General features: G+C 65.5%; 16 protein-coding genes and 2 tRNA genes. 13 read left to right on the plus strand and 5 right to left on the minus strand.

Going from position 1 to position 14938, the window contains the following annotated elements; genetic code table 11:
* Positions 1-3 precede the first annotated feature (3 nt).
* The 4 genes from ACVILH_RS20320 to ACVILH_RS20335 all read left to right on the plus strand — a co-directional run bounded on the left by ACVILH_RS20320 (position 4) and on the right by ACVILH_RS20335 (position 2456).
* Positions 4-390 (plus strand): hypothetical protein, encoded by a 387-nt coding sequence (locus ACVILH_RS20320; protein ID WP_456714477.1) that lies wholly within the window; start codon positions 4-6, stop codon positions 388-390.
* 163 nt (positions 391-553) lie between these two features.
* Positions 554-1000, plus strand: a complete 447-nt coding sequence (locus ACVILH_RS20325; protein WP_456714478.1) for a hypothetical protein — start codon at positions 554-556, stop codon at positions 998-1000.
* A gap of 284 nt (positions 1001-1284) precedes the next feature.
* Positions 1285-2013: an outer membrane protein gene (locus ACVILH_RS20330; RefSeq protein WP_456714479.1), complete on the plus strand. Its 729-nt coding sequence runs from the start codon at positions 1285-1287 to the stop codon at positions 2011-2013.
* Between the two features lie 203 nt (positions 2014-2216).
* A complete protein-coding gene (locus tag ACVILH_RS20335; RefSeq protein WP_456714480.1) occupies positions 2217-2456 on the plus strand; it encodes a hypothetical protein in 240 nt (79 codons plus the stop codon).
* 222 nt (positions 2457-2678) lie between these two features.
* Here the strand turns inward: ACVILH_RS20335 and ACVILH_RS20340 are convergent, their stop codons facing one another.
* On the minus strand, positions 2679-2927 hold the full coding sequence (locus tag ACVILH_RS20340) for a hypothetical protein (RefSeq protein WP_456714481.1): 249 nt from the start codon (positions 2925-2927) through the stop codon (positions 2679-2681).
* A gap of 181 nt (positions 2928-3108) precedes the next feature.
* Here ACVILH_RS20340 and ACVILH_RS20345 point away from each other — a divergent pair, with 181 nt between their 5' ends.
* Positions 3109-3216, plus strand: a complete 108-nt coding sequence (locus ACVILH_RS20345) for a glucose transporter (protein ID WP_456714482.1) — start codon at positions 3109-3111, stop codon at positions 3214-3216.
* A 45-nt stretch (positions 3217-3261) separates the two neighbouring features.
* On the opposite strand, the gene ACVILH_RS20350 is transcribed toward ACVILH_RS20345, so the two are convergent.
* From ACVILH_RS20350 to ACVILH_RS20360, 3 genes are all read right to left on the minus strand, one after another.
* A complete protein-coding gene (locus tag ACVILH_RS20350) occupies positions 3262-3765 on the minus strand; it encodes a hypothetical protein (RefSeq protein ID WP_456714483.1) in 504 nt (167 codons plus the stop codon).
* 275 nt (positions 3766-4040) lie between these two features.
* A tRNA-Thr gene (locus ACVILH_RS20355) sits at positions 4041-4115 on the minus strand.
* A gap of 283 nt (positions 4116-4398) precedes the next feature.
* On the minus strand, positions 4399-4860 hold the full coding sequence (locus ACVILH_RS20360) for a hypothetical protein (RefSeq protein WP_456714484.1): 462 nt from the start codon (positions 4858-4860) through the stop codon (positions 4399-4401).
* Positions 4861-5143: 283 nt separating this feature from the next.
* Between ACVILH_RS20360 and ACVILH_RS20365 the strand changes: the two genes are divergently transcribed.
* Both ACVILH_RS20365 and ACVILH_RS20370 read left to right on the plus strand, forming a co-directional pair.
* Entirely contained in the window at positions 5144-5605 is a 462-nt protein-coding gene (locus tag ACVILH_RS20365; RefSeq protein WP_456714485.1) for a hypothetical protein, read from the plus strand.
* Between the two features lie 54 nt (positions 5606-5659).
* Positions 5660-6175: a hypothetical protein gene (locus tag ACVILH_RS20370; protein ID WP_456714486.1), complete on the plus strand. Its 516-nt coding sequence runs from the start codon at positions 5660-5662 to the stop codon at positions 6173-6175.
* Positions 6176-6241: 66 nt separating this feature from the next.
* Here ACVILH_RS20370 and rlmB read toward each other — a convergent pair whose 3' ends face one another.
* Complete coding sequence (rlmB, locus tag ACVILH_RS20375; protein WP_456714487.1) at positions 6242-7084, minus strand: 23S rRNA (guanosine(2251)-2'-O)-methyltransferase RlmB; 843 nt, start codon at positions 7082-7084, stop codon at positions 6242-6244.
* A 235-nt stretch (positions 7085-7319) separates the two neighbouring features.
* Between rlmB and ACVILH_RS20380 the strand changes: the two genes are divergently transcribed.
* The 6 genes from ACVILH_RS20380 (at position 7320) to ACVILH_RS20405 (ending at position 14604) form a co-directional block, all read left to right on the plus strand.
* Positions 7320-7405 (plus strand) — tRNA-Tyr (locus tag ACVILH_RS20380).
* A 129-nt stretch (positions 7406-7534) separates the two neighbouring features.
* Positions 7535-9094, plus strand: coding sequence for a TolC family outer membrane protein (locus tag ACVILH_RS20385; protein WP_456714488.1), 1560 nt, complete (start codon positions 7535-7537; stop codon positions 9092-9094).
* A 153-nt stretch (positions 9095-9247) separates the two neighbouring features.
* Positions 9248-11548, plus strand: coding sequence for a type I secretion system permease/ATPase (locus tag ACVILH_RS20390; RefSeq protein ID WP_456714489.1), 2301 nt, complete (start codon positions 9248-9250; stop codon positions 11546-11548).
* A 1-nt stretch (position 11549) separates the two neighbouring features.
* Positions 11550-12884: an HlyD family type I secretion periplasmic adaptor subunit gene (locus ACVILH_RS20395; protein ID WP_456714490.1), complete on the plus strand. Its 1335-nt coding sequence runs from the start codon at positions 11550-11552 to the stop codon at positions 12882-12884.
* A gap of 450 nt (positions 12885-13334) precedes the next feature.
* Positions 13335-14171 carry a transglutaminase-like cysteine peptidase gene (locus tag ACVILH_RS20400; RefSeq protein ID WP_456714491.1) on the plus strand — a complete coding sequence of 279 codons (837 nt, stop codon included), beginning with the start codon at positions 13335-13337 and terminating at the stop codon, positions 14169-14171.
* An 82-nt stretch (positions 14172-14253) separates the two neighbouring features.
* A complete protein-coding gene (locus ACVILH_RS20405) occupies positions 14254-14604 on the plus strand; it encodes a hypothetical protein (RefSeq protein WP_456714492.1) in 351 nt (116 codons plus the stop codon).
* Positions 14605-14938 lie beyond the last annotated feature (334 nt).

Consider the following 14938-nt stretch of genomic DNA (forward strand, 5'->3'; position numbering starts at 1 on the left):
ACCATGCTGAAGACCATGTCCGTTGCACTGCTCGCCGCGTCGATCCTGGCTGCGCCCGCCTTCGCCGCAGGCCCTGCAAAAACCGATGCTTCCGCGAAGTCGACCCAGACCACCGGCACGTCGACCGGCAAGACCGACGCCACCAAGACCGACGCGAGCAAGACGACCGACGCGAAGGCTGGCAGCACGCCGACCGGCGACAAGGCCAACGAGATGAAGCCGACGGTCGGCAAGGCCAAGGGCAAGCCGCACGCCTCGCTGCTTCGGCACACGCATCGCCATACCGCGCATCTTCGCCATCACGACAAGGTGAAGGTCCAGCATGCGTCCGCGACCGCCCACAAGCAGGTGAGCTTCAAGCGCGTGACGCCGGCGACCCGCCGCGGCTGATCGGCCGCCCGCATCGTCTGACGACGACGCTCGCATTGCCGCCGGCACGCCTCCCGCGTGTCCGGCGGCAGCGGCTTGACGGCACTGTGAGGCCGGGTGGATTTGCTGTTCGCAGGCTTTCGGCTAGAAGCTGACGCGGAGAGGTCTGGCAAGGTTGGGCGCGGTGGGGATGGGGAGAGCGAGCTGGTGGCCGGTGGCCGTGCTGGCCTTGCTGCTGGCGGGCTGCGCGAGCGGCGATACCGCCGCGTTCATGAGCGACGACAACCGCGGCATCTCCTATACGGGCGACCGTGGCGTCTCCAGCCAGCCGTTTCCGGCAAACTATCGCGCCGAGCTCGTGGCCTATCTCAGGACCTATCTGAACAATCCGGTCGGGGTGCGCGAGGGCGTGCTGGCCGAGCCGGTGCAGCGGACGGTCGGCGGCCGCCTGCGCTATGTCAGCTGCATCCGCTATGCGGCGCGCGAGTCCGACGGCAGCTACCGCCCGGCCAAGGAGCGCGCGGCGATCTTTGTCGATGGCCGGTTCGACCGGCTGCTCGAGGAGGCCGGCGAGCTGTGTGCCGGATCGAGCTATGCGGCCTTCCCTGAGCTGGCGGCCATGACGCGCTAGCAAGAGCGTCTACGGCAGCGGCGCCACGTCGTCGCAGCGGCTTGCGAGCAGGCTGGGGCGATCACAATTTAACGATAGGTTCAAACGCTTTGCCGCCTCGGGGCGACCAAATGTCGGGCGAGGCGTCAGCTTCACGAAATCTTCGGGAAGCCTATGGAACAAAAGGCCTTTGTTGCCCCCTGGTGACACGCGCTGGACAATCACAGCTGCGTCACCGCCACCGGGCAACCCAAATGCGGCCACGATGTTCGATAGATGTCGCAAATGAATAACGGGGATGTCCCATGAAACGCGTTTTTCTGAGTGCAGTGGCTCTGACCGCCATGGCTTCGACGGTTGCCGCCGTGCCGGCGTTCGCCGCCGACATGCCCGCGCGCACCTACACCAAGGCGCCGCCTATGACCCCGCCCCAGGCGATCTACGATTGGACCGGGTTCTATATCGGCGGCCATCTCGGCGGGGCGTTCGCCGCGAATAACAGCCTCGACGGCAACAATGGGCGTTTCCTCGGCGGCGTCCAGGGCGGCTTCGACTACCAGTTCGCGCCGAACTGGGTGCTGGGCATCGAGGCCCAGTACAGCTGGATGGACCGCAACACGACCAATTTCGGCTTCCCTGGCGCGACCGTCGTAAGCTCGACCGGCGCCAACCAGCTCGGCTCGGTGACCGGCCGGCTCGGCTACACCTGGGGGCCGGCGATGGTCTACGCCAAGGGTGGTTACGCCTGGCGTGACGGCAATGGCCTCGGCGTGAACGTCGCCGGCGCGCCGGCCGGCTTCACCACCTCGGGCAACAGCAAGGACGGCTACACCGTCGGCGCGGGCCTCGAATACATGTTCGCCCCGAACTGGTCGGCCAAGGCCGAGTACCAGTATTACAATTTCGGCAATACGACCTTCACGGGTGGACCGGCCCCGATCGTGGGCAGCCGCTTCAACAACGAGGACCATACGGTGAAGGTCGGCGTGAACTACCGCTTCGGCTGGGGCGGTCCGGTCGCCAGCAAGTACTGACCGTCGGGCCGGCGCTGCCGCGTCACCACGGCGACGTCAATTTGTCTCACGCCCGCGCCTTGGCGCGGGCGTTTTGCTGGGCAGAGTGTGGCCGCCGGTGGTGTCGGGGGCTCTCACGCAGTGCAAAATAATTTTTCAAACCTTCGTGAAACTTTCGCCACCACTTGTTATTATGAGTCCGCCGGTTTGATGGATCATCCCACATGCGTATCTTGTTGTCCGTGCTGTTGCTGTCAGCGGCTGTTTTGCCGTGCTCCGCCCAGACCGTCCTGAAGTCCGAACCGTTGATGCTGGCGCCCTATGAAGTGGCGCTGGTGCAGACCGCGTCCTGCCCGTCGGGTAAGGTGCTGAAGGTGACCGGTGCGATCCGCGGCCTCAGCCGCAAGCGTGCCTGTGTCGCCCTTCCGTCCGAAACCGCCTCGCTGGCCACGGCCACGCCATAAGGTCCGGATTCCAGGCCACGCTTCCGGCGGGCAGCCTAGCTGCCCGCCGATCGTGGTGTCGTCACTAGCGAAATCCTGCCGGAAAACTCTTCAAAGCTGCGGCTCCGCGGTCCCTTTCATGGGACGATCGCAGTTGAGTGGTCCACCGATCAGCCCGTGAGCGCGTCTTGATGGCGCCGGCTCGGGTCAGCCGGTCGCCGATTCGTTGATCCCTCGCTTAGCTCAGGAGGCGTAGGGGATATTGAACTCCTGCTCGGCCTCGACGCGGTTCTGCCAGGGATCCTCCTCCGGCTCGGCGGCGCACGGCCTGATCTCGTAGTCATTGTCGAGTTGCAGATGCCCGGCCTCGCGCCGCGCATTGATCATCACATCCACCACCAGTCCGCTTTGCCGTGCGAGCCGCCAGACGTCAGCCTCGGTCGGGTAGGCCTTGCTCAACTTGGCCTCGTTGCAAAACAGCGCATAGGGCATTCCAAACGGCTCCAAAGAAGCGAAGGATGAACCGACGATGAATAGGGGTTGTAGCGAGACACGGGCGTGTTCGCGGCGGGAAAGCGGCCTTTTCGGTTCGCGCGAGTCGTAAACGAGTCCTAAATTTTTGGAAAAAGAATCCGTGGGACTCCGGGGCTAGAATCGCCGGATGGTTAAGCCCATGGGAACCGATCTCCACATCTTCTGCGGGCGGATCCAGCTGACGCTCGCTTTTGGATTGTTGCTGGCTTTCGTCGCCAATGTGGCGACGTTGTTCGCCTGGCTGTGAGCCGGCGCGTTCTCTTATGATCTCAAGCCGACCCAAACGACGGACTTATTCCTCAGGGAGCACCGTGCCCTCGGCCGAGGCCTTCAGGCGCGCCAGCGTCGCGCTGAAATATTCCTGCCGCTCGCGGTTGAAGCGCTCCTGATGCGCCCGGAAGCGGGCGACGCGGGCGCGAATCTCCGCCTGCATGTCGCGCTGCAGATCGAGTTGCGACGCGATGCTGGTGAAGCGCTCGGATGCGACAGAGCCGGGTGTGGTGGGCGGCTGCAGAGCAGGGGAGTCCTGCCCGCGCATCCTGGCCGATCCTTGCGTCTGTCCAGGCGAGGGCTCCGCCGCCCGATCCAAATCCCGCGGGAGATCCCCATGGGTCGGCTTTGGGACCGCAATTTGGGCAGCAATCGGCGTTCCGCCGGGGGCGGGTGCCGACGTGGAGGTAACAGGCGGAGCGACTGGGAGTTCGAACTGGGAGAAGTCGACCGGCTTGCCGGTGACCGATTGCACGAAGGCCATGGTCTGCGCGATCAGCGCATCACGCTCTTCCTTCCACGTCATGACGATGTCCCCCAGAAGGCCGCAATTGCAACAAATGGCTGTCGCTAAATCAAGTTGATAGGCCAGTGACTTCTGGGGATAAGCGCGAGTCCTGGTTGAGATGTGGCAATATTGTTGCCACAGTTTGAACCTGTTTCGTCCCCACCCGCCGAAGCCGGTAGCCTCAATGCGATTCCGTGCAGATGGTTCCTAACGTGGAGCGTGGCTCGCGCGTGACGGATCGAGCCTTCCGGCGAGGACGCATCGAGGGGAAACCGGAAGCTTGCGATCGTCACTGGTGCCGGCTGAGGGGATTGAACCCCCGACCTTCGGTTTACAAAACCGCTGCTCTACCGCTGAGCTAAGCCGGCGAGTGCATGCTGACGCGGACGATGCGGACGCGATCGTCACCCGCTGATGTCAGATGCCCGGTGCGGGCCGTTCCTAGCAGAGTTGGCGCGGCTAGGCTACACCCCGCGGCCGCCTGGAGCGGCGTCAGCGCACAGGAAGCGAGACGGGCGAGGATGAAGCTCGCTCGTCCGCCTTCGACTGGCGGCCTTGCAACGGGGTCAGCGATGTCTGATCGCCGAGCCGACCATGATCGGATGCAGAAGGGGCGGCCCTTTGGCCGCCCCCCACATCAAGAGATGGAGCTTATTGGCAGATGTGCATGGCGCCGTCGGCGCCCTTGAACATCGTGCCCGGACGGCAGACCAGGCCGTTGCGCGTGGCGTAGCTGTTCCAGTCGCCGTAATAGCCGAGCTGGCCGCGATCATAGGTCGGCTGATCGAAGCGGTACGGGCCGGGATCGTAGGCATAGGCGTCGGCCGTACGGAAGGGCGCCGTGGCGATGGCGCCGGCGGTGCCGATGGCTGCACCAGCCACACCCGCGGCCGCGCCGACAGCGCCGGCGGCAATGTCGGCCGGCCAGAAGCCGGTGCCGCGGCGATTCCAATCATTATTCCAGCCATTGTTCCAGCCGCCGTCCGCGCGCTGCTGCATCATCGCGGCGTCCTGGCGGGCCATGTGGTGGCGGTGGTGCATGTCGCGCGCCATGGCCGGTGCGGCCAGCGCCGTCGCGAGCACCGCAGCCCCGAGAATTGCAGATCTGATCATGGAATAACTCCGTCGTTGCGCCCCGACTCCTAAGTACAAGCGGCCTTTGCCGTTCCGCAGTGGCCACGATGTTTTTGCACGGCACGCGCAAGGCGCTCGATGTAAGGCTGGACGCCAGCGCGCTCCTGATGAGCGGGCATTAACCTTGCCCCGTGAACCCGTCCCACGCCTTAACTCGAACGAATGGCCCGCGCGTTAGCCTTACCGGCAGATTGATCCGCGCGCTTAACCCATGACGACGCGCGTTGCGGTATTTGTAGCGTGGCAACCGGGGCGTGAATTCATGCGTATTGCAACGGCACTTGCGGTTTTGATCGGCACGGCGTCCGCCGCGCTCGCGAGCGAAGGGTTCGAGATCGTCATCCCGCAACGGCCGGGCGTGCCGGTCGTGATCAACGGCATCGACGCTTCTTACGCCGTCGTCGAAGGCCAGTATGGTCTCGGCAGGGGCAACTACATGCAGCCGCAGATCTATGGCGGGCGGCCGGTCGATCCCGAGCCGAATGTCGGCCACTATTATCCGACGCTCGGCTCCAAGCCGGGCTACGGCCGGATGGAGATCGAGCCGCCGGCCAACCGCAAGCTGCCGAAGCCGGCCGAAAGCTATTCCCGCTCCTGGGGCGCGCAGTCCCAGATGCAGCCGGCGGAGCCGCCGGTGCCGATGTATCCACCCGCGGTGATCGTCGCCCCCGAGGGCGGCGGCCCCCGCGGTGACGACAATCTGCCCCCAGACTACCGTCGCTAAAATCGAACCACCGACAACGAGATCAAACAAAAATCAGATCATCAGGAGAGAGTTATGCGTCATATGATTTCAGGACTTGTGGCCATCGCCGGCCTCGCCGTCGCCGGCAGCGCGCCGGCCATGGCCTGCGGCTATTCGTCATGCGCGCCGTGCGGCTATGCGAGCCCGTGCGCGCCGACCGTCACCTACCAGCCGACAGTGACGTACCAGCCGACGGTCACCTATCAGCCGACCTATAGCTATCAGCCGAGCTACACCTATCAGCCCGGCTACACCTATGGCGCGGCCGGCTGCGGCAGCTGCGGCGCCTCCTATGAGCGGCTGCCCGAGCCGACCCGCCAGTATTATTATGTGAACCAGGGCCCGACCTATAGCGGTCCCGGCGCGTTTGCGCCGTATCCGGCCTATGAGGAGCGCGCGCTCCCGGTGTATCGCTATCACCACCGCCACCACGCCTATGAGGCGACCCGTGTCGCGCCGGAGGTGGTCTACGCCCAGCCGCAGGGCGGCTATCGCTGGGGCGCCTCGTCCTACTATCACGGCCGTCGCGTGCTGCGCCGCTACTACTGATCATCGAACGTTCAGGTCGATCCTCGTCACAAACGCCCGTGCGCAAGCCTGCGCGCGGGCGTTTCGTCATTTGGCCATCAGCCCGAGCCGGCTCGCGCCGACATAGAGCGCGAGCACGGCGGCGTTGGAGACGTTGAGGCTCTTGATCGCGCCGGGCATGTCGAGCCGCGCCACCACGCTGCAGGTCTCGCGCGTGAGCTGGCGCAGGCCCTTGCCCTCGGCGCCGAGCACCAGCGCCAGCGGCTGGCGCAGGGGCACCGCGGCGATGTCGGCATCACCGGCGCTGTCGAGGCCCACGGTCTGGAAGCCGCGCTCGTTGAGCCGGGTGAGGGCGCGGGCGAGATTCTGCACCGTGATGATCGGCACCAGCTCGAGCGCGCCCGAGGCGGATTTGGCCAGCACGCCGGTCGCCTCCGGGCTGTGCCGGGCGGTGGTCACGATGGCCTTGACGTCGAAGGCGGCCGCCGAGCGCAGGATGGCGCCGACATTATGCGGGTCGGTGATCTGGTCGAGCACGAGGATCAGCCCCTCGGGCGTCAACGTATCAATGTCTGGCGAAGGCAGGGGATCGGCCTCGGCGAGCAGGCCCTGGTGCACGGCGTCGGGGCCGAGCCGCTGGTCGATCTGGCTGGGACGCACCATCTCGGGCGCGACCCGGGTGTCGATGCCTTCCTCGGCGAGCCGGCGCGCGGCGTTCTCGGTCAGATAGAGCTTCCGGATGGTCCGCTTCGGATTGGCCAGCGCCAGGCTCACGGTGTGCCAGCCATAGAGAATGACCGGACCGTCCGAGCCCGCCTCGCGCTCCCACCGGCCATGCGGCCGCTCGAAGCCGCGCGGCTTGCCTGAGAATTTGCCGGGAGATTTGCCGCCTTGACGGCGAAAAGGGGGCTTGCGGTCGCGTTCGCTCATGGCGTGAGCTTCTGTCACGGCCGGCGGATTCTGGCAATTTGGCACCGGCGGCTTGGAAAAGACCGGCTTGGGAAAATTCGTCGTCCCTTGGTTGACTTTGAGGGGCCGGTTCGATCATAAGGGCCCCGGTCGCGCGCGCCCCTTCATCCGGGCCCCCGCGGCCTTACCGTCTCCATGGCGCTGATGGTCGCTCAACCGCTGTTTTCCGCGGCCGGCCTTCAACTGCCATCGATACGGGGGAGTGTCCCGAGTGGCAAAGGGAGCTGACTGTAAATCAGCCGCCTCATGGCTTCGCAGGTTCGAGTCCTGCCTCCCCCACCATCTTGCTTCAGGTTAGTCATTTCCCCAATCCTGATGCAGAGTCGCCGATCTGCAACATCCGGTCGTTTTTTGGTCCGAAGTGTGGCGAGGTTCCTTGCGAGTTGATCGCGGCTTTGTTACCGATCTCGTATGTTGAAGATCATACATTCACTCGGTTTCATTTGTGTCGTGGGGATGGGCTTTAGCCCGGCAGTTGGGGCGGAACCCTTCACGATTCAGGACGCCATCAATCAGGCGGTGAAGACAAACCCGGGCGTTGGCGAGGCGGCAGCAAACCGTCGCGCCACGGAATCGGAGCTTCGCCAGCAGCAGGGAACCCTGCTCCCCCAGGTCCGGCTCGATGCGAGTGCCGGGCCTGAAATGCTCAAGCAATATGTCACGCCCGCGCCGAACAACAACGGTCGCTATCTCCGCGGCCGCGAGGCCAGCGTGGTCGTGCGCCAGCTGCTGTTCGATGGATTTTCCTCCATCAACGAAGTGTGGCGACAGGCTGCGCGCGTGGATGCGGCTGCCTTCCGCGTGCTCGAGCGCACCGAGTTGATCGGGCTCGACGCCGCCGAGGCCTATGTGGACGTGGTGCGCTACACCACGCTGGTCGGTCTCGCCGAGAAGAACCTCAAGGTCCATCTCGAGCTGCGCAAGAACGTGCTGGCGCGTTTCCAGGGTGGCCGGGCAGGCGAGGGCGATACGCAGCAGGCGGAAGAGCGCGTCGCTGCGGCTCAGGCCGTGCTCGAGGAATTCCGTCTCAGCCTGGAAGTGGCGCGGGCGAAGTATCGCAAGGTCGTCGGCGTCGAGCCCTACAATCTGCGCTTCCCCGGCCGTTTGCCGGACTTGCCGCGGGACAAGGCGGAATCGCTCGACATCGCCTATAAGTTCAATCCGACCTTGCGCGCGGCGGCGGCGGACGTGACCGCCGCGAAGCGCGGCTTCGATGCCACCACCGGCACCTTCCTGCCAACGGTCTCGCTCGAAGGCCGTGCGACCACCGGCAAGGAGTCGGTCACCTATAACAACCGCTACGACGAGGTGAGCGGCAAGGTCGTGGCCTCCTGGGACATCTTCAACGGCGGCCAGAACTCCTGGCGCCGTGAGGAAGCCGCCCAGCGCATGATCCAGGAGCAGCAGAAGCACGCACGGCTGCAGCGCGATGCGCTGGAGTCGATCGACAAGGCGTGGGCGGCCCGGATCATCACCGCCGATCGTGTTGCGGCCCTGGTCCGTGACGTCGAGGCCGCACGTCGCACCTTCATCGCCTACAACAAGGAATACGAGCTCGGCCAGCGCACGCTGATCGATTTGCTGAATTCGCAGAACCAGTATTTCAACGCCAATGTGTCGCTGGTGTCGGCACGCGGCGTCGTGGTGTTCGCGGACTATCAGCTGCTCGCCGCGATGGGGCAGATGCTGGCCTATCTGAAGACCGGCCATCCGCCGGAGACTGAACCGCTCGACGTATATGGCGGCTTCGTCGGCTATCGCCTGCCGCCGGTGCGGCTGAGCGCGCCGTCGCCGGGGCCGGAGCCGCTGAACGCGTCAGGTCCGGTGCCGATGTACGGCCAGGACGGTGCGGCGAAACAGCCCACGCCGATCACCTTCGGCGATCGCTGGGCCTCGAGCGATCCTGCGGACGCCCCGCTGTTCGTGACGTCGGGCAAGTACGGCGGCTACGGCGGCCCGCCACCGAAGTAGTTAGATCAACGAAAAAGGCTGGCGCAGACCGCGCCAGCCTTTCTCGCTTTCGCATTTACTGTGCTGCGACATACTCACCCTGTTACCGGCGAACGGCCCCGAAAAGCCTGGGTCCAAGTCACAGAATTGGGCTAAACGACAATCATTGGCACAATGCGTTGGGCGCAGGCGCGCGTTGCCTGGCTGGCCCGCTGGATTTTTGAGGCGTCGTTGAATATTCGTCCGACCAGATTTGAGCTGGAAGAGGCGCCGCCCGTGCTGCCGCCGCCCAGCGTCGCTGCACCGGCCCCTGATCCTCTCAGTGATAGTCTGCTCTATCTCGCCGCCCATCACGGCCGCGCGCTGAGCCGCAGCGCGTTGCTGTCGGGGCTGCCGCTCGACAGCGGCGTGCTCACCATCGGCCTATACGATCGCGCGGCGCGGCGCGCCGGGCTGGAGGCGCAGCTCGTCGAACGGCCGCTGAGCGAAATTCCCGCCCTGGTGCTGCCATGCGTGCTGATGTTTCACGACGGCACCACCCGTATCCTGCTGACGATCGACGAGGCGGCCGGACGCGTCACCATCGTCGATCCATCGCACCACGAGGCCCCGGCGATCGAGCGCTTCGAGGCGGTTGCCGCCCGCTATGTCGGCTTTGCCTATCTGGTGCGTCCCGCCGCGATCGCCGACGCGCGCGTCGATGCCGCCGGCGAGGTGCCGAAGACGCATTGGTTCTGGTCCGTCGTCACCCGCTTCGGCGCCAATTACAGCCACGTCGCGATCGCCGCCTTCATCGTCAACATCCTGGCGCTGGCGGCGCCGCTGTTCACGATGAGCGTCTACGACCGCGTGATTCCGAACGGCGCCATCCCCTCGCTGGTGGCGCTCGGCATCGGACTTGCGCTCGCCATCGGCTTCGACTTCCTGCTCAAGGTGGTGCGCAGCCGCATCATCGACATGACCGGCAAGAAGATCGACGTGGTGCTCGCCGCCAACATCTTCGAGCACGTGATGGCGCTGAAGATGGACAAGCGGCCGCCGTCGGTCGGCATTCTCGCCAACCAGATGCGCGACTTCGACTCGGTGCGCGAATTCTTCACCTCCGGCACCGTGGTATCGGCGACCGACATGCTGTTCGCGGTCGTCTTCATCATCGTGCTGTTCGTCATCGCAGGCCCGATCGCCTGGATTCCGTTCTTGATGCTGCCGGTGATGATCGCGGTCGGGCTTCTGATCCAGCGGCCGCTCGACAAGGCGATGCGCAAGATGCAGGCGCAGTCGGCGGCGCGGCACGGCATCCTGGTGGAATCGCTCAACGGCATGGAGACCGTCCGTGCGGTGGCCGGCGAGAGCAGGGTGCAGACCGTTTGGGAGCGGTCGGTGGCGGCGCAGGCGCGCTCCAGCGAGGACGTGCAGTTCTGGGCCTCGATGGCGATGACCGCGGCGTCCGTCGCCAGCCAGCTCTGCAGCCTGCTGCTGGTGGTGGTCGGCGTGTTCCTGATCCTCGACGGCAAGCTCTCGGTCGGCGCGCTGGTGGCGGCCAACATGCTGTCCGGCCGCGTGCTCGGCCCGATCGCCGGCATCGCCGGCCTGATGACGCGCTTCACCCAGACGACGTCGGCGCTGCGTTCGATCGACCGGTTGATGTCGCTGGACCGCGAGCGCCCGCCGGAGAAGATCTACGTCGCGCGCGAGATCAAGCAGGGCCGCATCCAGTTCAAGAATGTCAGCTTCTCCTATCCGGGAAGCCAGGCCAAGGCGCTCGACAACGTCTCCTTCGACATCAAGCCTGGCGAGAAGATCGGCATCATCGGCCGCGTCGGCTCCGGCAAGACCACGGTCGGCCGCCTCACCACCGCGTTCTATCCGCCGACCGAAGGCTCGATCCTGATCGACGGCATCGATATCCAGCAATACGACCCCGCCGACCTGCGCGCCGGCATCGGCTTCGTCTTGCAGGACACCGACCTGTTCTACGGCAAGCTGCGCGACAACATCACGCTCGGCCGTCCCGCGGCGACCGATGAGGAGGTGCTGGAGGCGGCGCGTCTCGCCGGCGTCGAGAGCTTCATCGCCGGCCATCCGCAGGGCTATGAGATGATGATCGCCGAGGGCGGCCGCAGCTTGTCGGGCGGCCAGAAGCAGGCGATCGGGCTGGCCCGCGTTCTCATCCGCAAGCCGCGGGTGCTGTTCCTCGACGAGCCGACCGCGCATTTCGACGTTCGCAGCGAGGGCGAATTCCTCGAGCGGCTGAAGGTCCTGGCCAAGGGCGACAAGGCCGGCGAGATGTCGATCATCGTCTCGACGCATCGGCCGTCGCTGCTGTCGCTGGTCGACCGCATCCTCGTGTTCGACTCCGGCAAGATCGTCGCCGACGGGCCGACCGCGCAGATCCTCACCATGCTGCGTCCGCAGCCGCCTGCGGCAGCGCAGGGCGCGACGGCAGCCATGAAGCCGGTGCAGGGCGCGAAGTAACATGTCGCACAGTGATTTCGCTTTCTCCAACGACATCCGTGCCGCCGTCGAGCTGCGCACGCCGAAGACGGCGCGGATGCTGCTGTTCGCCTCGCTCGGCCTGTTCTTCACCTTTCTGATCTGGGCGCATTTCGCCGTGCTCGACGAGGTCAAGCGCGGCAACGGCAAGGTCGTGCCGTCGCGCCAGACCCAGGTGGTCCAGTCGCTCGAAGGCGGCATCATCGCCGACCTGCTGGTGCAGGAGGGCGCGATCGTCGAGAAGGATCAGCCGCTGGCGCGCATCGAGGACACCAATTTCGCCTCGCAGTTCGGCGAGATTCGCGAGCGCCGCGGCGCGATGGCGGCGCGCGTTATCCGGCTCGCGGCGGAGACCGAGGGCCGCAGCCCGGTGGTGTTTCCCGACGATCTCGTCGCCGAGGCTCCGCGCGCCGTGCAGAGCGAGCGCTCGGTGTTCGACGCCCATGCCCGCAAGCTGGCGCAGGACATCGACGTCGTGCAGCAGCAGGAGCAGCAGAAGAGCAAGGAGATCGACGAGCTCCGGGCGACCGAGAAGCGCTTCTCCGAGACGCTCGCGCTGCTCAATCGTGAGCTCGGCCTGACCCGCAAGCTCTATGAGCAGAAGGTGGTGCCGGAGATCGAGATGCTGCGCGCCGACCGCCAGGCCACCGACATGCGCGGCCAGCTCGCGGTCGTCCAGGCCAGCATCGTCAAGACGGAAGCCGCGGTGCAGGAAGCGCGCGCCCGCCGGCTCAACATCGTCACCGCCTTCCGCGCCCAGGCCGAGGACGACCTCGCCAAATCCCGCGCCGATCTCGCAGTCCTCGACGAGAACATCAAGTCGGCCCAGGACCGGGTGCGGCGCACCGAGCTGCGCTCGCCGGTGCGCGGCATCGTCAATCGCGTCAACGTCACCACGATCGGCGCGGTCGTCGCGCCCGGCGCGAGCCTGATGGAGATCACGCCGCTCGATGACACGCTGCTGGTCGAGGGCCGCATCCGGCCGCAGGACATCGCCTTCATCCGCCCGAACCACGAGGCGGTGGTGAAGCTCAGCGCCTATGATTCCTCGGTGTATGGCTCGCTGCACGGCCGCGTCGAGCGCATCAGCGCCGACACCATCACCGACGAGAAGGGCGACAAGAACGAACGCGGCGAGACCTTCTATCGCGTGATGGTTCGCACCGAGAAGAACCATCTCGGCACCGCCGAGCAGCCGCTTCCCATCATTCCGGGCATGGTGGCGACGGTGGAGATCCTGACCGGCAAGAAGTCGGTGCTGGACTATCTGGTCAAGCCGGCCCGCATGCTGCGCGACGAGGCGCTACGCGAGCGCTGAGCGTGTCGCGCAGCCAGCCGGCCGTCGAGGGCCGCCAGGGCAGGCAGCGGTATTCCCGGCCTTCCGGATGGCAGCGATCTGTCTGCTTTGCGCTGGGACGGGTCGGCGACCAGCGAAATAGCTACAATTTGAGACGGTCTGGTGCGGCGCTGTTAGTCGCGTCGGCAAACATGGCCGCCCTGATCAGCCCCGTTTAACCGGCCCGAAGCAGCGCCGGTTCTATCCCTGATCCCCATAACGACCGGGACAGGGACCGACACGACGATGTCGGCCGATGCCCCGGAGCAGACGGGGCGTCAGTGATGTTGCGGATCGATCGGCCGCGGGTGTTCCCGCGTGCGCTGGGGCTTGCGCTTGCCCTCTCGGTGGTGGCCGGCTGTGCCGGTGTCGCGTCGGCCGAAACATCGGGGCGCAGAGGCCAGCGGGAGACGGCCGGAGCCTGCTCTGTCCGTGCCGCCGCCCGTGCGTTTCTTCACCATCAATTCCGTGCTCGCCAAGCATGACGGCCTGCGCCGAGCAGCCTCTGGACCGGTCGAAGTGGCGTCGACCGACGCGGCAACGCGCGCTGGAATCAGCAGCGATGCGCCGCAAGGGCCCGCTCTGGCAGCGCCGAGCGACGAGCCGTTCGGCCTGATGACCTTCCGCGCGCCGGAAGGCCTGTTGTGGATCAAATGGCGCGGCGTCCAGGGTGCCATGGCCAGCGAGCAGATGTCGGTCGAGCGCTGCAACGCCGATGATGCGCGCTGCTCGCCGTCAGAGCGCGGTTTCGTTGCGCTGAAGCGGCAGGCAGCCGCGGCCTCCGACGCGCGCGTCCGCGCGGAGATCGTCAATCGCGGCGTCAATCAAGCCGTGCGTTATGTCAGCGACGATCAGCAGCACGGCTTGCCGGACGTCTGGAGCTCACCGTTGCAGACCCTGCGCGCTGGCCTCGGCGACTGCGAGGACTATGCCATCGCCAAATACGCCGTGCTGCTCGCAGCCGGAACGGCGGACGCTGATCTCAAGCTGCTCCTGGTCCGCGACCTCGCCGTGCGTCAGGATCATGCGGTTCTCGCCGTGCGGATCGACGGCAAATGGCTGGTGCTCGACAATCGCCGGGCCGCCTTGATGGAAGGCCGTGATCTGCAGTCCTTCATGCCGCTGTTTGCAATCGATCATCGCGGTGTCAGTCTGTTCGCTGCGCCCTATGCCGAGCGGCTGCACCACGAGAGCGAGAGCGATCTCGCGCCGGCCGCCGAGGCGGAGAGTGGTGGTAGTTGGGGGCAGGGTCCGCCGCTCTTGCTCTGAGCTGCGCGGACATGACGGCTTGTGGAAGGATCGATTTGCGGTCTTAATGCGCGCGGGGAAGCTGGCGAGCAGAGGGATAGCAGTGAAGATCAAGCAACTCATGATTTCCGGGGCAGTGGCCCTGTCGGCACTCGGTGGATTCGTCGGTAGCGCAAAGGCGCATGATCTCATGCTGCCTGGTGCGGCCTTCGCGATCTCCTGCGACAATGGCGGCTCCTACGTGCTGCGCTCTCGTCCTGTGCTCGCGCCGGGACAAATCGTCACAGGCGAGCTGCGCCTCAGCCCGCGTCACGCGATTCCGGTCCGCTTGATGCCGATGGGCGATGGTTACCGTTATGCCGGCCGCGGTGTGTGGCTCGACGGCATCAATGACCAGGCTTTGTTGTACCTGCACAAGTACCAGCCGATCCCCTGCGTCGTCAGCCGTATCTGATCCCGCGCGCATTTTTCAGCATTTCAGAAGAATAACCCGCGCCTGCCGCAAATAATTTGCGGCGGGCGAGTTCCATTTCGTCGATTTTGAGGCGTTCCCGCCACATTCGCGCGAGGCGCGTATTGCCGCGTCCAAGTATAGATCCTGCGAATACCGCTCGGGCCCGGCGCGTCTATACAGACTAGCGCCGTTCTATTCTTGAGGCCTGCGCGCCATCCCCCGCAGTCGTAAAGCATTCTCGCTAACCGGTTTACCTTGGTAAACGCGGCTGCACTTGACTGCATTTACCCAAAGTCCCTAAAGTCAGGTTAAGAGACCGTGGTAATATTGACCC

Source organism: Bradyrhizobium sp. USDA 4353 (assembly GCF_054063215.1).